This is a genomic window from Bradyrhizobium manausense, from assembly GCF_018130615.1.
Lineage (GTDB): Bacteria > Pseudomonadota > Alphaproteobacteria > Rhizobiales > Xanthobacteraceae > Bradyrhizobium > Bradyrhizobium manausense_A.
The window spans coordinates 141,938-164,402 of record NZ_JAFCKB010000009.1 but is presented as its reverse complement, the minus strand read 5'-3'; the positions used below and the strand labels follow the sequence as shown (position 1 = coordinate 164,402).

Here is a 22,465-nt window from a genome sequence, read left to right as displayed (position 1 = left end):
TACGGGGGTAAGAAACCGCCGACAAGCACTGAATCGGGTTGGCGATGGTCCGCCTCTTGTGTAGGTCAACAGCGAGGTGCGGGATGCCGCATCGATGGATACAGGAACGGCCGTGCGGGACGTAGGGGTCATCTATCTTTGTCGCTTCGCCGAGGGAGAGCGACCGGTCCGTCGCTTCCTGGAGAGCTATCTTGCTCATCCCGCCGGCCGAGATCACGATCTGATTGTCGTCTTCAAGGGATTTCCTGATCAGCAAAGTCTGGCGAGGGCGAATGCGCTGTTTGCCGGCGTTCCCATCAACGCCGTGGAGGTCGACGACCTCGGCTTCGACGTTGGCGCGTACGTGAAGGCAGCCAGGCTCGTGCTCAACCGCCGTCTCTTGTTCCTCAATACGTTCAGCCAGATTTTGGCTGACAACTGGCTCGAGCATTTCGATCGGGCCTTGGACCGCCCTGAAGTCGGAGTGGTCGGTGCGACGGGGTCCTGGGCAGCTAATACTGCCGGCCCGGAGGCGACGGTGGTTTTCCTGGTGCGAAGGATGCTGGGCTTGCCGGCCACGCTTCATCAATCCGTCGAGCACGTGCAGCCGGAGGGCGGCACCGCTCACGCGGGCAGGGCAAGTGCCGCCAGGCTGTATCTCTCCGCACCGTTCGACTACGCGGTCAGGTATTATCGCTTCGGTCGATTTCCCAACCCCCATCTTCGAACGAACGCGTTCATGATGGATCGGGCTCGCTTCCTTGCCCTCGAATTGCCAAGCTTCAAATCGAAATCCGACACCTACGGATTCGAGAGCGGCCGCCGCTCGATGACGAAGCAGATCCTGACGCAGGGCTTACAGCCAGTTGTCATCGATCGGCACGGCAGGGTTTATCGCATTCCGGAATGGAGATCGTCTTCCACATTCAGGACTGGCGAGCAGGAAAACCTTATCGTTGCGGACAATCGCACCGTGAATTTCAGCGAGGCAGGCCCTGCCCATCGCCAATATCTGGAGAAGCTCAGCTGGGTTCATCCCTGGAACTGGGACGACGACAGGCCACCGCCGCCCAGATTCAACTGATCGAAGCCCATCGCACTCGGGCACCGCGCCCGCAAATCGAGGTCGCCGGTTGCCAAAAATGGCTGGCGGAGCTGTGCATTGACCAGAACCATCGATTAGTGTTCCGGTATTGACAATCCGCGTCAATTCCACGCACTACCTGCCCTATCAGGGCAAACCGGATACTACTTGTGAAAGCCGTTATTCTAGCAGGCGGGCTCGGGACCAGAATTTCCGAGGAGACTTCCGTCAAACCGAAACCGATGGTCGAGATTGGCGGCCGTCCGATCCTGTGGCACATCCTGAAGTTGTATTCAGCGCACGGCGTCAACGACTTCGTGATTTGCTGCGGCTACAAGGGCTACGTGATCAAGGAGTATTTTGCGAACTACTTCCTGCATATGTCCGACGTCACGTTCGACATGACGCAAAACCACATGGAAGTTCACCAGCGCAAAGCCGAGCCCTGGCGCGTCACGCTGATCGACACTGGCGACGACACCATGACCGGGGGCCGGTTGAAGCGCGTCGCCGACCATCTCAGGGGCGAAAACGCGTTCTGCTTCACCTATGGTGATGGCCTCAGCGACGTCGACATCCGCGGTTCGATCGACTTCCATCTCCGGCACGGCAAGCTCGCGACGATCACCGCGGTCACTCCGCCGGGACGATACGGCGCGCTGCAGCGGTCGGGAGATCGCGTGACGGCCTTTGCCGAAAAGCCCCGCGGCGACGGTGCCGTGATCAATGGCGGCTTCTTCGTGCTGTCGCCCGCCTGCATCGATCTCATCGCCAACGATCAGGTGTCCTGGGAGAACCAGCCCTTGATCGAGCTTGCCGCGCGCGGCGAGTTGATGGCCTATCCGCACCAGGGCTTCTGGCAGCCGATGGACACGCTCCGGGAAAAGAACTTGCTGGAAGAGCTGTGGGCGAGCGGCAAGGCGCCGTGGAAGATCTGGTAGATGACCGGGCAGATCAATCCCGATCCCTCATTCTGGGCGGGCCGGCGCGTCCTGCTGACGGGACATACCGGCTTCAAGGGGGCTTGGCTCGCGCTTTGGCTGCACCGGCTCGGAGCCCGCGTGACCGGCGTCAGCCTGCCGCCATCCACGACCCCCAGTCTTGCCGAGCTCGCCGGTATCGATGAGCTGATCGAAGGTCATTCGATCGACATCCGCGACGCCGAGCTGCTCGCCGAGCGCGTTCGTGCCGCCAAGCCCGAAGTGGTGTTGCACCTCGCGGCACAGGCGCTGGTCCGGACGAGTTATCGCGAGCCGTTGCAGACCTTCGCAACCAACGTTCAGGGCACTGCGAACCTGCTGGAAGCCGTTCGTGCGACGCCGTCGGTTCGCGTGGTGGTCGCAATCACCACGGACAAGGTCTACCGCAATATCGAGCATGTCTATCCCTATCGGGAGACAGATGCCTTGGGCGGGCACGATCCGTACAGCGCCAGCAAGGCTGCCGCCGAGATCGTCATCGCCAGTTATCGTGATGCCTATCTTGCCAACGCCGGCGTGGCGCTGGCCTCGGCCCGCGCCGGCAATGTGATTGGTGGCGGCGATTGGTCGGAGGACCGCCTGATCCCTGATGCGGTGCGTGCCTGGAGCACGAACCAGTCCCTGATCGTGCGGCGGCCGGATGCGTTCCGGCCCTGGCAGCACGTCCTTGAGCCGCTGGCGGGATATCTGCGGCTGGCCGAGCGCCTTTGGCTGAGCCCGGACCTCGCGGGTTCCTATAATTTCGGTCCTGACACGTCCGAAGCGGCCAGCGTCCGCCACGTCGTGGAGCTTGCCCGGCAAACCTACGGCAAGGGCGAGGTGACGTGGGGAGGGGGACAGGAAGGGCCTCATGAGGCCGGCTGGCTCGCGCTGGAGACAGCGAAGGTACGGCATACGCTCGGCATCGCGCCGCGCTGGCCGCTTGGACAATCGGTCGAACGGACGTTGACCTGGTACCGGCGCTGCGAGGAGCGGCAGGACGCGCGAAGCCTCTGCCTGCAGGATATTGCGGACTTCGAGATGGTTGCCGCGCGGGGGCCGTCCGCATGAGCCGCTTCGTCATCACCGACACGCCGCTTGCAGGCCTGAAGCTCGTCGAGCGCGGCCGTCTATCGGACGCGCGCGGCTTTCTGAGCCGCCTGTTCTGCGCCGAGGAGCTGGCTGCGGCCGGCTGGAGCCAAGCCATCGCCCAGATCAATCAGACCCTGACCCGTGCGCGCGGCGCGGTGCGCGGCCTGCATTTTCAGCACCCGCCGCACGCGGAAATGAAGCTCGTCAACTGCATCCGCGGCAAGGTATTCGACGTGGCGGTGGACTTGCGCCGGGGCTCGCCGACATTCCTGAAATGGCACGGCGTGGAATTGTCCGAGGACAACGGCCGCGCGTTGCTGATCCCGGAAGGGTTCGCACACGGATTCCAGACGCTGATGCCGGACAGCGAGCTGCTCTATTTTCACAGTTGCGCCTATGCTCCGGCGAGCGAGGGCGCGATTCACGTTGAGGACCCGCGCGTCGGCATCGCGTGGCCGCTGCCGCTGGCCGAGTTGTCAGAGCGCGACCGTCGCCATCCCCTGTTGCCGTCGTCGTTTGATGGAATAGCACTATGAATTGTCGGCACTGCGCCGCCAGGCTCAAGCTCGAACTGATCGACCTCGGCAGCTCGCCGCCGTCGAACGCTTATCTGTCCGCGGCAGGCCTGCTTGCGCCCGAGAAGACGTATCCGCTCAAGGTCATGGTCTGCGAGCAGTGCTGGCTGACGCAGACGCTGGATTTTGCGCAGGCCGACGAGCTGTTCTCGGCGGACTACGCCTATTTCAGCAGTTTCTCGACGACCTGGTTGCAGCATGCCGAACGCTACGTTGCCGACATGGTGGAGCGTTTTCATCTGGGGCGCGACAGCCATGTGGTCGAGATCGCATCCAATGACGGCTATCTGCTGCAATATGTGAAGGCTCGCGGCATCCCCTGTCTCGGCATCGAGCCGACCGCCTCCACGGCGCGCGCCTCGCGCGAGAAGGGGATCGAGACGCTGGAGCAGTTTTTCGGTGCCGAGGTCGGCGCCCGGCTCGCGGCTGCGGGCAAGCAGGCCGATCTGATGGCGGCCAACAACGTTCTCGCCCATGTGCCCGACATCAACGGATTCCTCGCCGGCTTCACCAATCTGCTGAAGCCGGGCGGCGTTGCGACATTCGAGTTTCCGCATCTGCTGCGGTTGATCGAGGAAAACCAGTTCGACACCATCTATCACGAGCACTTCTCCTATCTGTCGCTGACGGCGCTGGAGAAGATTTTCCGCCACAACGGGCTCGCGGTGTTCGATGTCGAGGAATTGCCCACCCATGGCGGCAGCTTGCGCGTGTTCACGCAACGCGCGGCATCCGGCAGCCATGTGGTCACCGACCGTGTCGCGCAGCTCCTGGCGCGCGAGACCGCTGCCGGACTTTCGTCCGCAACCGGCTACAGCGGTTTCCAGTCGCGCGCCGAAAAGGTGAAGGACGACCTGCTCTGCTTCCTGATCGAGGCGAAGCGCGCTGGCAAGCGCGTGGCCGCCTATGGCGCGGCGGCCAAGGGCAACACGCTCCTGAATTTTGCAGGTATCCGCCGCGACCTCATCGCGTATGTGGTCGACCGCAATCCGGCGAAGCAGGACAAGTATATGCCCGGCAGCCGGATTCCGATCGTCGACGAAGCCAAGCTGCTCGCTGAGCGGCCCGACTACGTCGTGATCCTGCCGTGGAATCTGAAATCCGAAGTGATGGACCAGTTGCGCCGCGCGGGCTTGTCCGACGCTCGTTTCGTCACGGCGGTGCCGGCACTGGATATTGTCTGAGCGGGCGGTGGCGACGATGCGCCTCTTGTGGACGGTCTGATGAAGGTTGCTGTTACCGGCGCACGGGGCTTTGTCGGGCGGCACGTGCTGGCCGAGCTTGCCCGTCACGACGTCGAAGTCGTCGCCAGCGGACGGTCCGGAGGCGCGCTGCCGGAATCGGGGACGGCAAAGCTTCGATGGCTGCCGCTCGATCTTGCCGATCCACCGGCGGACTGCTTTGCCGCGCTCGATCGTCCGGACGTGTGGCTGCATCTCGCCTGGGGGGGTCTGCCCAATTATCGCTCGCAATATCACGTCGAGACCGAGTTACCGCGCCACGTTGCCGTGCTCGAGAATGCCGTCCGCAATGGCCTATCCACGCTCGTGGTGGCGGGCACCTGTCTCGAATATGGCCTGCAGTCGGGAGCGCTGGCAGCCTCGGCGGAGACGCATCCGACCACGCCTTACGGCGCGGCCAAGGACACCCTTCGCCGGCGATTGCAGGCCCTGCAGGTCGACTGTCCGTTTCGCCTGACCTGGGCGCGGCTGTTCTACATGTATGGCGACGATCAGCCGGCAACGTCGCTGTGGCCGTCACTGAAGGCCGCAGCCCTCGCGGGGCGGGAGGAGTTTCCGATGTCGGGCGGCGAGCAATTGCGCGACTATCTGCCGGTCGAGGAGGTTGCGCGCCGCCTGGTGGCGCTTGCGCTCAAGCCGGCCGAGCGTGGATCGGTGAATGTCTGCTCGGGTCAGCCGGTTTCGGTTCGCGCGTTCGTTGAAACCAGGATCCGGCAGAACGGCTGGAGCATCAGGCCGAAATACGGCGAGATGCCTTACGCGGATTACGAGCCGATGGCGTTCTGGGGCGAGCCGCCGGGTTCGGACTGACCCGGCGAGACTCGTTCGCTCTGGATCAGACAGCGCGCATTTTCTCCGATGCCGGATCGCTAACGAGTGTTTCACGATGCCGCCAAGGCGGGATCAGGAGCGGCCATATGAGCTGCGGGAGCATGGCGGCGGACGCCAGCATGTTGTTGAACAAGCAGAAGACGACGAGAACGTTCAATAGCGCCAGCGCGGGCACGCGATAGGGCGAATTGCGGATCAGGATTGTGTAGAGAATGATGAACGCGGACAGCGTGGCGAACATGATGACCGGACCGATCCAGCCGAAATACCCGTAGGATCGCCCAAACAACGTGGCGATGTTGATGCCGGGAGCGATCTGCGGCAGATCCCAGCTGTAGAGGTCGTCTCGCGTGGCAAGATTGCCGCTTCCGGTCTGGACCTTGTCGTTGAGCATGGGCAAGATCTTCTTGGACAGGGTGTCGGGCAACAGATCGCTGGCGATGAATTCGAGGACATCGCCTTGCCCGGGTGAGACCGTGCTGACCGCAAGCTGAAAATTCGCAAGCGGCGAGGTCGCGTAGAGATACGTCCAGAAATAGGTTCGAGGTACTCCTGAAGCCTGGAACGCGGCCGATGGCGCACCAACGCTTTCCTGTCCCGGCGATCGGACATCGCCCATGACTCCGTTGAGGTAGCCGGCGAGCACCAGGGCCGCCGTTCCGAACGCGATGTGCGTGCGCTTGAATCTGCCTTTCCAGATCAGGAAAACGAACATCCAGGACAGCAGGCACATGAGGGCGGGCCCGCGATAGACGAGAAGGATGTAGAAGATCACGGGCAATGCAGCTTCGGCCAGGTAGCGATAGCGACGCGAATAAAGAAAATCGGCAAAACGTATGGCCGAGAACGTGCTCCAGAGTGTGAATGCGTGGAGGTGGGTGGCGTTTGCCTCGATCGCGTAGAATTTGGCTCCGCGGAGCACGAAGATGAGCGGTATTCCGCCACCGAGCATGACGTCGCCGACGAAGGTTGCGATCACAAACAACGTGGCATAGCCGGGCAGCAGACCGGGAGTGTAGTGTTGCGTCTGGTTGATGAACGGCCCGATCAAGCGAGCCAGCAGTACAGAAGCGAGAAACGTAAAGCCGAAGAACAGCAAAAGATCCCACGTCAGCGGCGGATAGAGATCGGACCAGCCAAGCTGATAGATGGCGATCGCCGTTCCGAATGCTGCTATGTAAACAAGGAAGGGATTTTTGAGCATGCTTCGTCCGATCACGCCATCGGTCGAAAGCGGCGAAGGGGCTGATACGGCGATCGTCCCGGTGCCAGGTACCGTCCCAGGAGGACGAGTACCAGCAACAATGGCAAGGCCGCAACACCGAAGAGTACGGCGATGCCTCTCGCACGCGTCGGCATCGCGGCTTGGGGCAGGTTGGGTGGAACGACAACCACGTCCGCGGTGACGCCTTTCAGTCGAGCGATCAGCCTGTCCACCGCCGCCCAATTCTCGCCTCTGCCGATCACGACGGAAAGGTAGCTCGCCGGTTCGCCCGACGCGCCGCTTGGCGCCACGAGTTTGGCCGTCTCGCTTTCCAGCTGGTCAATCAATTTCGTTTTTTCGTTGGCGGCAATCCTGTTGCGCTCCAACAGGGCTTCAAGAAAGGCGCGAGCTTTCCCCTGGGGATGTGTCGAGGCCAGCCATGTCTGGATCAAATCTGTCGCAATCGCTTGCGCGCGCCGGGGATCGGAATCGTTGACGTCCAGGCGATACAAACGATCACCGGCGCGCCAACTCGTCGGTTCGGGGTCGATGAGACCGAAGTGATGGGCGAGGAACGACGCTTGCGCATCGGGAAGATCGCCGCCGACCCCGTGCTTGGAGAGGATCTGGTTCGCCACGGGCGGCGACGTCACAAACTGCTCCATCGATTTGGCGGTAGCCCTGTCGATCCGCAACAAGGCGCTGCTTCTATATTGATGCGGTGCCAGCGACGCGGCGAGATATGCGACCAAGGCAACCACGATCGGTCCAATTGCCAGCAGCCAAATGTGGTCGACAATGGCGAGCACCAGCTCCTGGCTGAAAACCCTTTCCGTGCTTCCGCCGATTGGCTCCCCAGATCCCGTCAATTCGCTTAGCCCCTTTTGCGAGATGGCCATCCGGTGACCACTATCAATCAAACGCATATCGTTGTGAAGTGGCTGCGACATGCTCGCAGGAAAGGGCGCGAGCTGTCCATTATCTGCGGCGCGCGCCGATCGGAGGCAGGCTCTTATTTGCTGCTGACGGCGGGCGAGGCCAGGCCTGAAATTCCGTAGCCGCGCGCCGCCAGGATCTCGGCGTGCGCTGCCGCGAACTTCTTGAGCTCGGGGTTGGATTCATAGGCCTGAGCGCGGTCCGCGCGGATGCTCTTGACCGCTTCTTCGATCCGGGCGTTCGACGCATCCATATCGCAGAACGCGGCGGTCTTGGTGAGCCATTTGACGGGCTCGGCCAACACGTCCTCGTAACGCAGCGTCAGCACGCGCTCTTGCGGCAGGCCGGCAGTCACGGCGTCGGCCTGCGTCGTATATTCCTGCCAGAGCGAGAACGCATCATCGAGCGAGAGGCACCGCGGGGAGTGGGCAAAGCCGGCGCGACGTGGATGGATGAAGAAGATCGCACGGTAGCGCCGATAAAAATCAGGCGCTTCCTTGAGAAGTCTGACCTCCCGGGCGAACAGGGATTGTGCGACGTCGACGCCATTCCTCTCGATGGAGACGACCTTCGCGTTCGGAAAGATCTTCAGCCATAGCGGGAGCGTGAAGGTGTTGCGCGGGTCCTTCCAGCCCCAGGGGCCGTCGAGGCCATCGATCCGTCCCGACAGAAACCGTCGTAGCCCGAGAAACTGGATCGACCGCGGGCTGGCCAGGAGGTTACGAAGATAGATGTCGCTCCATTTGACGATGTCGTCGTTGCGCCAGAAATATTCGTTGAATGGCGCCGGGTAGTCCCAGCGGCCGCCGCACTGGCTCAACAGCCATTCGTTCAAATCCTGGAAGAACAGAGCCTCGTTGTTCTCGTCCTTCTGCGTGCCGAAGAACATGCCGAGGTTTTCCAGCAACTGTCCGAGCATGCTGGTCCCGGAACGGTGCATTCCGATGAAGATCACGGGGTTCCGCATGATGTGTCTCTGTCTGCCTGTGACTGCCCGGCACGTCCGCCGGCATCACTTCGAGGAATTGAGTTTCAGATAACCGACCGTGTTGATCTGAAGCTTGTGCCGCACGATCCACCAGGCGATGATCTTCATCATCGACACCGAGATCGCCGTGCTGATCGCCGCGCCAAGTGCGCCGAGCGGGGGGACCAGCACAAGATTGCCCGCCAGGTTCAGGATCGCCGAGAAGATCATGTTGTTGCGCATGAGCTTCTCGTGGCCGGTCATAATCAACAGGGAAGTGAGCTGTCCAGTCGAAACATTGACGAACTGCGCTAGAGCAAGCAGCCGGAGCGGCCAGATCCCGACCGCGAACTGGTGGCCGAAGAGACCAAGGATTTCGGCAGGAAAGAGCAGGAAGATCAGGATCAGGGGCGACGCCATGGCCGTGGCCCAAAACGAGCTTCGGCGGGCCAGCGCTTCCAGCTCCGAATGTCGTCCACTGGCATGCAGTGAGGCGAATTGCGGCGTGACGACGCTGCCGATCGCGATCAGAACGAAGGCGCTCGTCATGGAAACGCGAAGTGCCACGCCATAGACGCCGACCTGGTCGGGGGTCGACAGAATTCCAAGGACAAGCGTGTCGGTCCAGGCCATCACGAGGTTCAGACTGGTCACGATGAGGATCGGCAGACTGGTACGCAGCAGGACCGCGGTCGAGAAGTTCGCCTTCCGCCAGACGTTCTTGACGGCAGCCTTCCAGCGCAGCAGCGCAAGAAGCATCGCGAGCAGGAATGCGCAGGCGTAGGAAGCGATGACATTGGAGGTCGTTGCCAGGCCTTGCCAGGCCAGGACCATCGACAGCAGAAGCAGCGTCGACTGGGGCAGGACGGTTTGAGTGAAGACGGCGATCCCGGGCCGTCCGAGCGCCTTGAAGGCCTCCGTTTGTACGGACAGAACGGTCACCGGGATCAGGGCAACCAGCAGGACCGGCACCAGCGATGCGAACGCAGCGTGTTCGCTCGCGCCGATCGGCGTCCAGGTCAGGATCAGCCAGGCCGGAAGCACCATCAGTGCAGCCGAAAGCGCTGCGATCCCGACGCATTTGCGATACACGGTTGCGACGGTTCCTGGCTCGCCGGAGGCGTTCGCGATCGAGATGAATTTCAGGGCGGACGTCTCCAGCCCTAGCCGCGAAATTGTCGAAAATATCTCGGTGCTTGTCACGCTCAGGAAGTAAAGACCGAGGCCTGCGGCCCCGATCAGCTTGGCCAGCAGCAGGCTCACCAGAAGCGACAATGCGGCGCCCGCGATCTGCATCGTCAGGGCGGTGGCGGCCCCGATCGCGTTGCGGTTCGCCAGCTTTCGCAAGTTCGAGGTCAGAAAGCCTGAATTCATTCGCCAATTTGCGTTGCAACGATCTGCGGACGGCTTAACGGAACTGTCGACGTCCAACAATCGCTATTTGGTTTTGCATGCCCAGCTGCTAGGGCATTATGGCGTCCTGGTGATGATGATGTGCATGTGGTTGATCTGGACTGGTTTTAGCCGCGCTTCGTGCCTGGCAGGGGCGCCGAAATGACGGTCAGCGTCTGCATCGCGACGTATCAAGGCGAGGCCTATATCGAGCGGCAGTTGCGCTCGATTCTCGAACAGATCGGTCCGGGCGACGAGGTCATCGTTGTCGACGATTGCTCGCGCGACCGCACGGTGGAGGTCATTGAGGGCATCGGCGATACCCGCATCGCGGTCCATCGCAACCCGGCCAACCGACGTGAGGTCTATTCGTTCGGCCGAGCCATCGAGCTTGCCCGGGGCGACATCATCTTTCTATCCGACCAGGACGACATCTGGCTGCCGGGGCGGCTCAGACGGATGGTGGAGAGCCTGCAGACGTCGGGGGCGGCCCTGGTGTCGAGCAATTTCGAATGGATGGATGCGGACGAGCGGCCACTGGATGTCGCTTTCGACGGCGTATCGTCCCAGACGTCGAAACAGCATTTGGGCAATATCGTTGAGATTTTCCGCGGCAAGACCAATTATTTCGGCTGCGCCATGGCGTTTCAGCGCAGGCTGGTCCCCTTAATCGTGCCGATTCCGGCCTATGTTGAGTCCCACGACCTCTGGATTGCCCTGGCGGCCAACCAAATCGGCTCCAACCTCCACATCGACGACAAGACGCTCCGCAAGCGCCGGCATGGCAGCAATACCACCAGCACGGTGTCGAATCGCCCGCTGTCCCACAAGCTCTGGTCCCGCTGGATATTCCTTCGTAGCCTGGCCGAGTTGGCGGGGCGACGCCGCCAGTCGGCGTGATTCCCCTGTCGAGGGGGTGGAATGCCCACCCCGAAACGGCTGTCCAGCCGGGCATAACGCCGCGGGCGCGAAAATAGGCGCGGGTCCGGCCTGCAATAGGTATTTATCTGCTACGCCAGACCGACTAAAGGGGACAACGTCCCCTGGCGATCCGAAACGGCGTAACCCGGAACACGAGTTTCTTAGAGCATTCCCGAATGGCGGTCCGACCCTACCAGATCTGCGCAAATTGCGTCATGGACACCAGCGACTCGACGCTTCAGTTCGATGGGCGCGGCTGGTGCCAGTACTGCTGCAATTTTCACGAGAACATCAAGCCGAACTGGCATCCCGATGAACGCGGCACCCAGGAGATCATGCCGCTGATCGAGAAGATCAAGGAAGAAGGCAAGGGCCGCGACCACGACTGTATCATCGGCATCAGCGGCGGCCTCGACAGCTCCTATGTCACTTACGTCGCCAAGGAAAAGTTCGGCCTGCGGCCTCTGATGTTCCATTGCGATACCGGTTGGAACTCCGATCTTGGCGTCAGCAACATCCAGAAGATCATCGAAGGCCTGCACCTCGACCTCGTGACCGAAGTGGTCAATTGGGAGGAGATGAAGGACCTGCAGCGTGCCTTCTTCCTGTCCCAGGTCGCCTTCCAGGACCAGCCGCAGGATCTGGCGCTGTTCTCGGCGATGTACAATTTCGCCGCCAAGAACGGCTTCAAATACGTCATTACGGGCGGCAACAACTCGACCGAGTGCGTGCGCGAATCGATCGAGTGGACCTATTTCTCGACCGACATGGTGCATGTGCACGACATCCACAAGAAGTTCGGCACGCGCGAGCTCAAGACGTTTCCGACCTGCGATATCCTGAAGTACCGGCTGTATTATCGGCTGGTGAAGGGCATGCGGGTCATCAAGCTGCTGGACAGCGTTCCCTTCATCAAGAAGGACGCAATCCGCGAGTTGACCGAGAAGTTCGGCTGGCAGCCCTATCCGCAGAAGCACTACGAGTCGCGCTTCACCCGCTTCTATGAAGCCTATTGGACCCCGCGGAAGTTCGGCTACGACAAGCGCCGGGCCTATTTCTCGAGCGAGATCCTCACCGGTCAGATGACGCGTGACGAAGCGCTCAAGCGCCTCGAAAAGCCCGAGCTCGACGAGGAGACGCTGCGCCACGAATTCGAGTACGTGGCGACCAAGCTCGGCTGGACCGTTGCCGAATTCCAGGAAATCTTCGACGGCAAGAACAAGTCGTTCCACGACTACAAGAACAACCTTTTCATGATCACCCTCGGTGCCAAGATCTCGAACGTGCTCGGATTGGACAACCGGATTTTCCGATGATCACCATCATCAATTACGGGCTCGGCAACGTCCAGGCCTTCGCCAATCTCTACAAGCGGATGAACGTCCCGGCGAAGATCGCGACCGGCGCTGCCGACCTCGATGGTGCGACGAAGCTGATTCTGCCGGGGGTCGGGGCCTTCGACCACGCCATCGAGCTGCTCGACGCCTCGGGCATGCGCGGGGTGGTCGATGATCTCGTGATGAATCGGAAGGTTCCTGTGCTCGGCGTCTGCGTCGGCATGCAGATGCTGGCCGGCTCGAGCGACGAGGGAAAGCTCGCCGGGCTCGGTTGGATCGAGGGGCGGGTTCGACGCTTCGACGAGAGCCGGCTGCCGCGCCCGGCGCGCCTGCCGCACATGGGCTGGAATGACGTGGTGCCGAAGAACGGCGTGCGGCTGTTCGCCGGTCTCGAGCAGGACTCCCGCTTCTATTTCCTGCATTCCTACTATTTCGATTGCGCCTCCAATGACAACGTCCTGGCCACGTCCGAATACGGCATGGCCTTCAATTGTGCCGTGGGCTCGAACAACATCTACGGTGTCCAGTTCCATCCCGAGAAGAGCCACAATTACGGCATGCGGCTCCTCAAGAACTTCGCCGAGCTTTGACCCGTGCTGCGCCCCCGCATCATTCCCTCGCTGCTTGTCCAGGACAAGGGCCTCGTCAAGACGGTCGGGTTCTCGAATCCGAAATATGTCGGCGATCCCATCAACGTCGTCCGCATCTTCAACGAGAAACTGGTCGACGAGCTTGCGGTCTACGACATCGACGCGACCGTGCGCGGCCATGAGCCCGACTATCGCATGCTCGAGAACCTCGCCGTCGAATCTCGCATGCCGCTCTGCTACGGCGGTGGCGTGAAGACGGTGGAGCAGGTCAAGACCATCATCGGTCTCGGCATCGAGAAGGTGGCGATCAGCTCGGCTGCGGTCGCCAATCCGAAGCTGATCGCCGACGCCGCCGAAGCGGTCGGCAGCCAGAGCGTCGTCGTCGTCCTCGACGTCAAGCCGCGTCCGCGTGGCGGTGTCTACGAGGTCTGGACCCACAACGCCAAGGTCAACACCGGGCGGACCATGCTCGAAGTCGCTGCCGAAGCCGAAAAATTCGGGGCCGGAGAGATCGTGGTCAACGCGATCGAGAAGGACGGCCAGATGAAGGGCTACGATCTCGAACTCGCGCGGCAGATCAATGCAGCTTCGAAGGTGCCGGTCACCATCCTGGGCGGCGCCGGCTCGCTCGCCCATATCGAGGAGCTGATCCGCAATTTCGGCGTCATCGGCATCGCGGCCGGCAGCCTGTTCGTCTTCAAGGGCGTCTACCGCGCCGTGCTGGTGAATTACCCGACCATCAAGGAACGCGACCAGCTGCTCCAGAGCCTGGTCCAGGTCGCATGATGTCCGGGTCTCGACGGAGCATGCCGTGAAGGTGCTCGTGCTCGGAGCCACCGGTCTGCTCGGCAATGCGGTGTTTCGCAGCCTGTCGCGGATGTCCGGTGCGCAGGTGACAGGAACAGTGCGGCAGGACGCGGCCCGCAAGCTGTTCGATCCCTTGGATGCTGGGCGTCTCGCCGTGGTCGGCAACGTCGAGGATCCCGGACAGCAGGCGGAGCTGTTCGATGCGGTGCGCCCCGATGTCGTCGTCAATTGCATCGCGGTTGGCCGGCCTGCACCCGCCGACCCCATGCGGTCGGTTGCGATCTACGCGGTGCTGCCGCAACGCCTGTCGTATCTGTGCAGGAGCGCCGGGGCCCGTCTCGTCCAGATCAGCTCGGATGGCGTGTTCGCGGGCCACCGCGGCGCCTATACCGAGGCCGACGTGCCGGATGCCGATGACGTCTACGGGGCGTCCAAGTTTCTCGGCGAAGTCGACGCGCCGCACGCCGTCACCCTGCGGACCTCCATCATCGGCCACGAGCTGCAAGGCGGCAGCGGGTTGCTGGAATGGTTCCTGTCGCAGCGGGGCGAATGTCGCGCCTTCACACGCGCGATCTTCTCCGGCTTCCCGACCATCGTGCTGGCGGATATGATCCGGGATGTCGTCATCCCGCGGCCGGACCTTAGCGGCATCTATCACGTTGCGACCCGGCCGATCTCGAAGTTCGATCTGCTATTGCTGGTTGCCCAACGTTACGGCAAAAGCATCAATCTGATAGCTGACGATCGAGCGGCGCCGGATCGCTCGCTGGTCGCAGACCGTTTCGAGCGGGCGACCGGATACAAGCCGCCGGATTGGCCGGCGCTGGTTGATGCAATGTACCGCGACAAATTCAGTTCGGTGGGACGCGATGTTCAAGGATAAGATTGTAGTCATCACGGGCGGAACGGGATCGTTCGGCCAGCACATCCTCAGGGGTTTCCTGTCGACGGACGTTGCGGAGATACGCATCTTCAGCCGCGACGAGAAGAAGCAGGAGGAGATGCGCACGGCGTTCAACAACAGCCGCCTGAAATTCTACATCGGCGACGTGCGCGCCTACGATTCCATTCATCAGGCGCTGAAGGGCGCGCACTACGTGTTTCACGCCGCCGCGCTGAAGCAGGTGCCGTCTTGCGAATTCTATCCGCTGGAGGCGGTGCGCACCAACGTTCTCGGTACCGAGAACGTCATGAGCGCGGCGATCGCCAACAATGTCGAGAAGGTGGTCGTGCTCTCGACCGACAAGGCGGTCTATCCGATCAACGCCATGGGGCAGACCAAGGCGCTGATGGAGAAGGTGATGGTGGCGAAGGCGCGCCAGCAGTCACCGTCCGAGACCCTGTTGTGTGCGACCCGTTATGGCAACGTCATGGTGTCGCGCGGCTCGGTGATTCCGCTGTTCGTCCAGCAGATCAAGGCGGGCAAGCCGCTGACCGTGACCGATCCGAACATGACGCGCTTCCTGATGTCGCTCGACGATTCCGTCGACTTGGTCCTGCACGCCTATGAACACGGACAGCAGGGCGACATCTTCGTGCAGAAGGCGCCTGCAGCCACGATCGCCGACCTCGTTCAGGCGCTCAAGGAGCTCTTCAACGCCGACAATCCGGTCCAGATCGTCGGCACGCGCCACGGCGAAAAACTGTACGAATCGCTCGTTTCTCGCGAGGAGATGGCCCGCGTCCAGGACATGGACCGCTACTACCGGATCCCGGCCGACAATCGCGATCTGAACTATGCGATGTACTTCACCGACGGCCAGCGGGAGATTTCGACCCTCGACGACTATACGTCACATAATACCGAACGATTGACCGTTGCCGGCGTCAAGGCGCTGCTGCTCAAGCTGGATTTCATCCAGCGGCACCTGCGGGGCGCGGACGGCGAAATCGCAGAGATCTAGCTTTTCCCGGGTTATCGACCTGACGAAATGATTATGCTACCTCGCACTTCCGTTACCGACGGTTGTGCCAAGGGTCACTGCCGAAGGCAGGGAACAGGGGACTTTTCGCGATGGAACCGGGTGATTCCGCCCAGCCTTGCTGCGCGTTCTGCGACAGTCGGCGGCTCGGACTGGTGATGGATTTCGGCAGGGTCGGCCTCGCGGGCGGCTTCCTCAAGCCTGAGCAGTTTGCGACCGAACCCACCTTTCCGATGCGCCTGCACTTCTGCAAGGACTGCTACGCCGTGCAGGTGACCGACAAGGTGCCGGCCGACGTGATGTTCAAGGACTACTTCTACTTCTCGTCGTCGATCGGCACCCTGCGCGATCACTTCCGCGACTATGCCGGCGAGGTCACCAGGCGCTTCCTCGATCCGGCCAAGGCGACGGTGCTCGAATTCGGCTGCAATGACGGCGTGCTGCTGCGTCCGCTCGCGGACCAGGGCATCCGCACCGTGATTGGCGTCGATCCGGCCTCCAACGTGGTTGCAACCATCAACGACTCGCGCATCAAGGTGGTCAACGACTACTTCACCGAGAGCGTGGCGCGCAGCGTCGTCGCCGAGCATGGCGGCGTCGACCTGATCATGGCCAACAACGTCTATGCGCACATTCCCGATATCCAGGGCACGACGCGCGCGGTTGCCGCAGCGCTCGGTCCGGACGGCGTGTTCGCCTTCGAGGTGCACTACCTCGGCAAGGTGATCGACGAGCTGCAATACGACATGGTCTATCACGAGCACCTCTACTACTACTCGCTGTTGTCGGTGATGAACCATCTCGCCCGCTACGACATGATGGTGTTCGACATCAAGCCGATCCCGATCCACGCCGGCTCGATCCGTTTCTACACCTGCAAGAAGGGCAGCAAGCACAGCGCGTCCGTATCGCCCGCGGTCAAGGCGCTCGAGGCGGAGGAGCGCGCGCGCGGGTTCGATCGCTTCGAGACCTTCCAGGCGTTTTCCGCGACGGTTGCTGCTCACCGTGATGAACTGATCGGGCTGTTGAACCGTCTGCGCGCCGAAGGAAAGCGCATCGCCGGCTATGGCGCATCAGGTCGCGCCAACACCATGATCCAGTGGTGCGGCATCAGCCACGACCACCTCGACTACATGATCGACGATGCTCCGGCGAAGGCGGGGTTCTACACGCCGAAATCGCACTTCCAGATTCATCCGAGCTCAATTCTCGGCAGCGACAACCCGCCGGATTACCTCCTGGTCTTCGCCTGGAGTTTCTTCGACGAGATCAGGAAGAGAAACGCGGCTTATCTGGAGAAAGGCGGCCGGATGATCCTGCCGCTGCCAGAGGTCTCGATCTTCCCGCCGTCCAACGCCTAGGTCTTACGCTCGAGTACCGGTTCAACGAAAGCTATACGGAACACGCAAATGAAGGTGATGTCGATTTTCGGTACGCGGCCGGAAATGATCAAGATGTGGTCGACGCTGAAGAAGCTCGACGACTACAATTTCGATCATGTGATGGTCCATACCGGCCAGAATTTCACGCCGGAGCTGCGCGAATTCTTCTTCAAGGATCTCAAGCTCAGGAAACCGGACTACGAGCTGGACATCGACACGTCGGGCTACGGCCCCGAAGTCGCGGACGTGATCAAGAAGTCCGACGCCCTGATGGAGAAGGTGAAGCCTGACGCCCTGCTGATCCTCGGCGACACCTATAGCGGCCTTAGCGTGCTGCCTGCCTCTCACCGCGGCATCAAGATCTTCCACATGGAGGCGGGGCTGCGTGCGTGGGACCGCCGCATGCCGGAGCAGCGCAACCGCATCCTGATCGACCATATCAGCAATATCCTGCTGCCCTACAATCACTATCACCGCGAGAACCTGCTGCGCGAGGGCATCCACCCCTCGAAGATCATCGTGACCGGCAATACGACCTTCGAGGCGATGCGGGCCTTCATGCCGGAGATCGAGAAGAGCGACATCCTCAAGCGCCTCGGCCTTGAGCCGAAGAGCTACATCCTTGTGACGGCGCACCGCAGCGAGAACGTCGACGATCCGCAGAATCTCGCCAGCATCTTCAAGGCGCTTGGCGTCCTCAACCAGCGGCTCAAGCGCGAGATCATCTTCCCGATGCATCCGCGCACGACCAGCAAGCTGAAGAACATCGACGTGCCGCCGAACATCCGGATCATGGCGCCGCTCGGCTTCTACGATTTCAACCAGTTGCTCAAGCAGTCTTACGTGGTGCTGTCCGACTCCGGCACTGCGGCCGAGGAGGGGCTGTTCTACAAGGTGCCCAACGTCAACCTGCGCATGGCAACGGAGCGCATGGAGACGCTCGAAAGCGGTGCCACGATCGTTTCAGGCATGGAGGCCGAGAACATCGTCGAGGCGGTGACGCTGGCGGTCAGCCTGCCCTGGAGCGCGCGCTACGAGTTCGAGGAGGATTATTCGCCCTCGTCCGTGGTGGTGAACGCGATCCGCACCAAGATCACGAACTTTTTCTGAGCCTCGAAGCGAGCGGCGGTGACCCGCCGCCGCTGATCTTGTGAAGCAATGACATGAATCGTGGCCTGCTGATTGCGCTGATCTCGACGGACTATCCGCCGCTGCGGACATCCGCGGCGGTGCAGTTGCGGGATCTTTCACGGGAGTTTGCCGCGCAGGGGCATCGCCCGGTGGTCATCGTTCCGTCGCCGATGTCGGATAAGCCGTGGGTTGTGGAACAGCTCGACGGGGTCGAGGTGTTGCGTGTGGCTGCCCCGCCGACGCGTTCGCCCTCGTTCGTCCGGCGCGCCATCGCCGAAATGTGGCTGCCTTTCGCCATGTATTTCAACATCCGGCGCAGCCCGTTTGCCTCGGCGAATTGGGACCTTCTGGTGTGGTATTCGCCACCGATCTTCTTCGGTCCGCTGATCGCGAAATTGCTGCGCAAATCGAAGGGAACGTCCAAGGCGCGGACCTATCTCATCCTGCGCGACATCTTTCCGGAATGGGCGGTTGACCTCGGCCTGGTCCGGCGGGGTCCGGTCTACCTGGTCTTCAAGGCCATTGCGGCGTTCCAGTATAGCGTCGCCCAGGTGATCGGCGTGCAGACCGAGTCCAATCTCCATTACCTCAAGAAGTGGGCACGCCCCCCGCGCCGCATCGAGGTGCTGCGCAACTGGCTCGAGGTGACGCCCGACATCGGCAGCAGCATCGTGGTGAAGAACACGCCGCTCGCCGGCCGTAAGATCTTCGTCTATATCGGCAATATGGGCGTGGCCCAGGGTATGGATATCTTCATCGATTTGATCCACAGCCTGCGCGACCGCAGGGATATCGGGTTCCTGTTCGTGGGGCGCGGGACCGAGTTTGCCCGGCTCGAGGCCGAGAAGGCATCACGCGACCTCAGCAACGCGATGTTCTTCGGCGAAATCGATTCGAGCGAGATTCCGGGTCTTCTGGCGCAGTGCCACGTCGGCATGGTCGCGCTGCATCCGGACCATAAAACGCACAATATTCCGGGTAAATTCGTCTCCTACGTGCAATATGGGGTGCCGGTTCTGGCGCGCGTCAATCCGGGCACCGACCTGATGAGGTTGATCGAGACCGAGCGGGTCGGGAAGGTGTATGTGGGGAACTCCGTCAACGAGTTGAAGGAGCTCGCAGAACAACTTATGGATGATGAAGCGCTGCGGCAGTCCATGTCGGAGCGCGGGCGGGAATTGGGTCGCTCGATGTTTTCACCTGCTGCTGCGGCGCAGCAAATCGTGGCATCCACGGTTGTGCCGGCGCCGGGGGGATGATGAGAATGTCTGGAATTATCGTCCGGGAACGGGCCGCGTGCAGGTAGTGGAACATTCTGGCCGAGCGGAATCTTCTGTCCTTTCGACCGTTGGGGCGAGTGAGCGGATGTCGTTGCGGATTTTGGTGACCGGCGCCTCCGGCTTCATAGGGTCTGCCGTGACCAATGCGCTGGCAAACGACGGTCACTTCGTCCGCGCGGCGTCGCGCAAGCCGACCGACCTGAGCAATGCGCCGGGAAGCGAATGGGCGGAGCTGCCCGATCTCGAGCGCGAGATGGATTGGACGCCACTTCTTGATGGCATCGACGTTGTCATTCACCTCGCTGCGATTGCTCATCGCACTCACATCGACAGTGGCCAGTACACAAGGGCCAATCGCGTGGCGACGACACACCTGGTGCAGGCCTGCGCGCAGCGCGGGATCAAGCGCATCATCTTCATGTCGTCGATTGGTGCGCAGGCCGGCTCCGCCGCCGACCATGTTGTCACCGAGAAGGACGAGCCGTGGCCCATCACGGCTTATGACCGGGCCAAGCTTGCGGCGGAAGAGGAGGTTCGCCACTCCGGCGTGCCGTTCACCATCCTGCGGCCGGTCATCGTCTATGGCCCGGGGGCGAAGGCCAACATCGCCATGATGATGAAGATTGCGGCGTTGCCTTTGCCGCTTCCCTTTGGGGCGTTCACGAACCGCCGCTCGTTGTTGTCGATCGACAATCTCGTGCAGGCGGTGACGTTCTGTCTCGAAAATCCTGAGACGATCAATCGCACTTTCATTGTCTGTGATCCCGAGCCGATCACTCTGGCGGAAATGATTGGCACCATGCGCGAGGCGTCCGGGCGGACGCGCAATCTCGTTCCGATCCCGCCGGCGGCAGTGCGAGCGCTGGTTTTTGCTGCCGGCCGCCGCGGGCTCTGGGATCGCATCGGACGCGAGCTGGTCGCAAGTTCGGCTGATCTTCAGAGCGTCGGGTGGTCTCCTCGCGTGCAAACAAAAGATGGATTGCGCGCGATGGTGCAGGCGTCTCAACGATGAAGCGTCTGCTCGATGTAGCGATCAGCGCAGTGCTTCTCCTCCTGCTCTGGCCGATCTTCCTGATTGTCGCCGCTGCCATCCGGCTCGATAGCCGGGGAGATGCGATTTTCCGGCAGGTTCGCGTCGGCAGGAACGGACAGCCATTCACCTGTTACAAATTCCGGACGATGGCCTCGGACACGGGCGATCTTCCGACCCATCAGGTCTCGGCGGCGAAGGTCACGCGACTGGGCTATCACATGCGGCGTTTCAAGGTCGATGAACTGCCGCAGGCCTTCAACGTATTGGCCGGAGACATGAGCCTGGTCGGTCCGCGGCCGTGCCTGCCGTCGCAAGCCGAGCTTGTCGAGGCGCGACGCAGGCTCGGCGTGTTCAACGTACGTCCCGGCATCACCGGGCTGGCCCAGGTTCGCGGCGTCGACATGTCGGACCCGGGTCGGCTCGCCGAGCTCGATGCCCAATACGTGAAGTCCCAAAGTTTCGTTGGCGATCTCGGCTTGATCTGGGCCACGCTGCGCGGGCAGGGCGTCGGCGTCGACCAGATCGTCAAGACCTGAGGCGTCGCACGCGACGTGCCTAGTCGAAGACCGGACGGAAGAGCCGCGGGCTCCAGCCAAAATCCTCGATCGCCGGCGTGGCGTCGAAGGTCATGTCCTTCATCATGCGCAAGCCCATCGCGACGTTTGCCGTGGGATACAGCGGCTTCGCCATCGCAAAGATGACGCGCCACAGCCACGGGGGGACGGAAACCAGCCGCCGGGGCCGCCCCATGCCGTCAAACACCCGGCCGATCATTTCGCGATAGGGCAGCGTTTCCGCTCCGGGCAGCGAATAGAATTTGTTGGACGCTGCCGGACTCTCCGCTGCTGCGATTGCGCCGATCGCGAGATCCTCGGCGTGTACCGGCTGCCGAAGACCCTTCGCGCCACCGACGAGGGGCATGAAGCCGACGCGGCGAATGAGCCGCGACAGCGGCGTGATGTTGGTGTCCCGTCCTTCGGCGTAGATCAGGGTCGGTCGCAAGATGGTCCAGCTGACCTGGCGCTGGTCGCAGAGCCTGGCGATCGTCTGTTCGGCATCGGTCAGGTTTCGGATAGTCTCGCGCTCTTCCGCAACTTCAGTATCCTGCTTGGTGAGCACGCTGGTCGAGCTCAAAGCCACGACACGATTGACGGAGGACGAGAGGAGAAGGGGGAGCGCCTTGGCAAGCAGAATTGCGTCGCTGGTACAGTACAGCGTCGTGACATCGGGAAATTTCAGTGTATCCGGCCGCGTCAGGTCGGCCTGAATCCATCCGACGCTAGCGGTCGCGCTGCGAGGCGAACGGGAGACCGCAAACACATGCCCATGCCGGCGGGCCAGATGGTCGACGAGATAGCCGCCAACCAGTCCGCTGCCGCCGATGACGATACAGTCCGTCCGCTTGCCTGCGCCGTCGTCCCGCATTCTGTTACCCGCCCTCAACCGCCGTTTACAAGCAACGCTATTGCGCGGGGTCAAGCCTGCTCTGGCCGGTTTTAGGCTGGTCGCGCGTTGCGGCGGGGAGGAGTCGCTTCTGTTCCCGTTCCTTCATCCACGCAGCGTATTGCGGTGTGCCCGGTCGCGGCGGAGCGTCTGCAGGCAGGCCGCCGGCCCACTGCGGAACATAGTCGCCCATGCTGGCCGAAAGATTTTCGTTGACCGTGCCGCAGCCGGACAGGCCCGCGGCAAGCACGATCAGAAACAGAGAAGAAGGGAGACGCATGGACATCGTGCGACGCTGGGATCGGATGGGTGGCCAGACTGCCGGACAAGCCGGCGGTCCGGAAGGGTTAGCCTTCAAC

Annotated in this window: 23 protein-coding genes; 17 read left to right on the top strand and 6 right to left on the bottom strand. The window is 61.9% G+C overall.

The annotated features are described in order from the left end of the window. Nucleotides 1–94 precede the first annotated feature (94 nt). The 6 genes from JQ587_RS19145 to JQ587_RS19120 all read left to right on the top strand — a co-directional run bounded on the left by JQ587_RS19145 (nucleotide 95) and on the right by JQ587_RS19120 (nucleotide 5,740). Nucleotides 95–1,063 carry a hypothetical protein gene (locus JQ587_RS19145; protein ID WP_212426251.1) on the top strand — a complete coding sequence of 323 codons (969 nt, stop codon included), beginning with the start codon at nucleotides 95–97 and terminating at the stop codon, nucleotides 1,061–1,063. 170 nt (nucleotides 1,064–1,233) lie between these two features. Further along, nucleotides 1,234–2,004 carry a glucose-1-phosphate cytidylyltransferase gene (gene rfbF, locus JQ587_RS19140; protein WP_212301267.1) on the top strand — a complete coding sequence of 257 codons (771 nt, stop codon included), beginning with the start codon at nucleotides 1,234–1,236 and terminating at the stop codon, nucleotides 2,002–2,004. Next, the gene (gene rfbG, locus JQ587_RS19135) at nucleotides 2,005–3,093 is read left to right on the top strand and encodes a CDP-glucose 4,6-dehydratase (RefSeq protein ID WP_212301266.1); all 1,089 of its coding nucleotides are present in this window, start codon (nucleotides 2,005–2,007) and stop codon (nucleotides 3,091–3,093) included. Further along, the gene (gene rfbC / locus JQ587_RS19130) at nucleotides 3,090–3,650 is read left to right on the top strand and encodes a dTDP-4-dehydrorhamnose 3,5-epimerase (protein ID WP_212301265.1); all 561 of its coding nucleotides are present in this window, start codon (nucleotides 3,090–3,092) and stop codon (nucleotides 3,648–3,650) included. Before rfbG ends, rfbC begins: the two co-directional genes overlap by 4 nt. Further along, nucleotides 3,647–4,873, top strand: a complete 1,227-nt coding sequence (locus tag JQ587_RS19125) for a class I SAM-dependent methyltransferase (RefSeq protein WP_212426250.1) — start codon at nucleotides 3,647–3,649, stop codon at nucleotides 4,871–4,873. The genes rfbC and JQ587_RS19125 overlap by 4 nt, the downstream gene beginning before the upstream one ends. A 39-nt stretch (nucleotides 4,874–4,912) precedes the next feature. Beyond that, nucleotides 4,913–5,740: an NAD-dependent epimerase/dehydratase family protein gene (locus JQ587_RS19120; RefSeq protein WP_212426249.1), complete on the top strand. Its 828-nt coding sequence runs from the start codon at nucleotides 4,913–4,915 to the stop codon at nucleotides 5,738–5,740. A gap of 25 nt (nucleotides 5,741–5,765) precedes the next feature. Here JQ587_RS19120 and JQ587_RS19115 read toward each other — a convergent pair whose 3' ends face one another. From JQ587_RS19115 to JQ587_RS19100, 4 genes are all read right to left on the bottom strand, one after another. Further along, nucleotides 5,766–6,965 carry a hypothetical protein gene (locus tag JQ587_RS19115; protein ID WP_212301262.1) on the bottom strand — a complete coding sequence of 400 codons (1,200 nt, stop codon included), beginning with the start codon at nucleotides 6,963–6,965 and terminating at the stop codon, nucleotides 5,766–5,768. An 11-nt stretch (nucleotides 6,966–6,976) separates the two neighbouring features. Then, complete coding sequence (locus JQ587_RS19110) at nucleotides 6,977–7,864, bottom strand: GumC domain-containing protein (RefSeq protein ID WP_212426248.1); 888 nt, start codon at nucleotides 7,862–7,864, stop codon at nucleotides 6,977–6,979. Nucleotides 7,865–7,977: 113 nt separating this feature from the next. Continuing rightward, nucleotides 7,978–8,868, bottom strand: a complete 891-nt coding sequence (locus JQ587_RS19105) for a sulfotransferase (protein WP_212301260.1) — start codon at nucleotides 8,866–8,868, stop codon at nucleotides 7,978–7,980. A 45-nt stretch (nucleotides 8,869–8,913) separates the two neighbouring features. Continuing rightward, entirely contained in the window at nucleotides 8,914–10,242 is a 1,329-nt protein-coding gene (locus JQ587_RS19100) for an oligosaccharide flippase family protein (protein WP_212301259.1), read from the bottom strand. A 180-nt stretch (nucleotides 10,243–10,422) separates the two neighbouring features. Here JQ587_RS19100 and JQ587_RS19095 point away from each other — a divergent pair, with 180 nt between their 5' ends. The 11 genes from JQ587_RS19095 (at nucleotide 10,423) to JQ587_RS19045 (ending at nucleotide 21,199) form a co-directional block, all read left to right on the top strand. Further along, nucleotides 10,423–11,160, top strand: coding sequence for a glycosyltransferase (locus JQ587_RS19095; protein ID WP_212301258.1), 738 nt, complete (start codon nucleotides 10,423–10,425; stop codon nucleotides 11,158–11,160). 197 nt (nucleotides 11,161–11,357) lie between these two features. After that, nucleotides 11,358–12,497, top strand: a complete 1,140-nt coding sequence (locus JQ587_RS19090; RefSeq protein ID WP_212301257.1) for an N-acetyl sugar amidotransferase — start codon at nucleotides 11,358–11,360, stop codon at nucleotides 12,495–12,497. Then, on the top strand, nucleotides 12,494–13,108 hold the full coding sequence (gene hisH, locus JQ587_RS19085; RefSeq protein ID WP_212301256.1) for an imidazole glycerol phosphate synthase subunit HisH: 615 nt from the start codon (nucleotides 12,494–12,496) through the stop codon (nucleotides 13,106–13,108). Before JQ587_RS19090 ends, hisH begins: the two co-directional genes overlap by 4 nt. Nucleotides 13,109–13,111: 3 nt before the next feature. After that, a complete protein-coding gene (locus JQ587_RS19080) occupies nucleotides 13,112–13,894 on the top strand; it encodes an AglZ/HisF2 family acetamidino modification protein (protein WP_212301255.1) in 783 nt (260 codons plus the stop codon). A gap of 25 nt (nucleotides 13,895–13,919) precedes the next feature. Beyond that, the gene (locus JQ587_RS19075) at nucleotides 13,920–14,798 is read left to right on the top strand and encodes a dTDP-4-dehydrorhamnose reductase family protein (RefSeq protein ID WP_212301254.1); all 879 of its coding nucleotides are present in this window, start codon (nucleotides 13,920–13,922) and stop codon (nucleotides 14,796–14,798) included. Next, nucleotides 14,785–15,819: a polysaccharide biosynthesis protein gene (locus JQ587_RS19070; RefSeq protein WP_212301253.1), complete on the top strand. Its 1,035-nt coding sequence runs from the start codon at nucleotides 14,785–14,787 to the stop codon at nucleotides 15,817–15,819. Before JQ587_RS19075 ends, JQ587_RS19070 begins: the two co-directional genes overlap by 14 nt. 110 nt (nucleotides 15,820–15,929) lie before the next feature. Next, nucleotides 15,930–17,198, top strand: a complete 1,269-nt coding sequence (locus tag JQ587_RS19065; RefSeq protein WP_212301252.1) for a class I SAM-dependent methyltransferase — start codon at nucleotides 15,930–15,932, stop codon at nucleotides 17,196–17,198. Nucleotides 17,199–17,246: 48 nt separating this feature from the next. Further along, nucleotides 17,247–18,329, top strand: coding sequence for a non-hydrolyzing UDP-N-acetylglucosamine 2-epimerase (wecB, locus tag JQ587_RS19060; RefSeq protein WP_212301251.1), 1,083 nt, complete (start codon nucleotides 17,247–17,249; stop codon nucleotides 18,327–18,329). 53 nt (nucleotides 18,330–18,382) lie between these two features. Next, entirely contained in the window at nucleotides 18,383–19,609 is a 1,227-nt protein-coding gene (locus tag JQ587_RS19055; RefSeq protein WP_249154377.1) for a glycosyltransferase family 4 protein, read from the top strand. Next, nucleotides 19,587–20,642, top strand: a complete 1,056-nt coding sequence (locus JQ587_RS19050) for an NAD-dependent epimerase/dehydratase family protein (RefSeq protein WP_212426247.1) — start codon at nucleotides 19,587–19,589, stop codon at nucleotides 20,640–20,642. Before JQ587_RS19055 ends, JQ587_RS19050 begins: the two co-directional genes overlap by 23 nt. Further along, nucleotides 20,639–21,199: a sugar transferase gene (locus JQ587_RS19045; RefSeq protein ID WP_212426246.1), complete on the top strand. Its 561-nt coding sequence runs from the start codon at nucleotides 20,639–20,641 to the stop codon at nucleotides 21,197–21,199. Before JQ587_RS19050 ends, JQ587_RS19045 begins: the two co-directional genes overlap by 4 nt. A 19-nt stretch (nucleotides 21,200–21,218) precedes the next feature. On the opposite strand, the gene JQ587_RS19040 is transcribed toward JQ587_RS19045, so the two are convergent. Together JQ587_RS19040 and JQ587_RS19035 are read right to left on the bottom strand one after the other, a co-directional pair. Continuing rightward, the gene (locus tag JQ587_RS19040; protein ID WP_212301248.1) at nucleotides 21,219–22,088 is read right to left on the bottom strand and encodes an NAD-dependent epimerase/dehydratase family protein; all 870 of its coding nucleotides are present in this window, start codon (nucleotides 22,086–22,088) and stop codon (nucleotides 21,219–21,221) included. 37 nt (nucleotides 22,089–22,125) lie between these two features. Further along, nucleotides 22,126–22,392, bottom strand: coding sequence for a hypothetical protein (locus tag JQ587_RS19035; RefSeq protein ID WP_212301247.1), 267 nt, complete (start codon nucleotides 22,390–22,392; stop codon nucleotides 22,126–22,128). Between the last annotated feature and the right edge of the window lie 73 nt (nucleotides 22,393–22,465).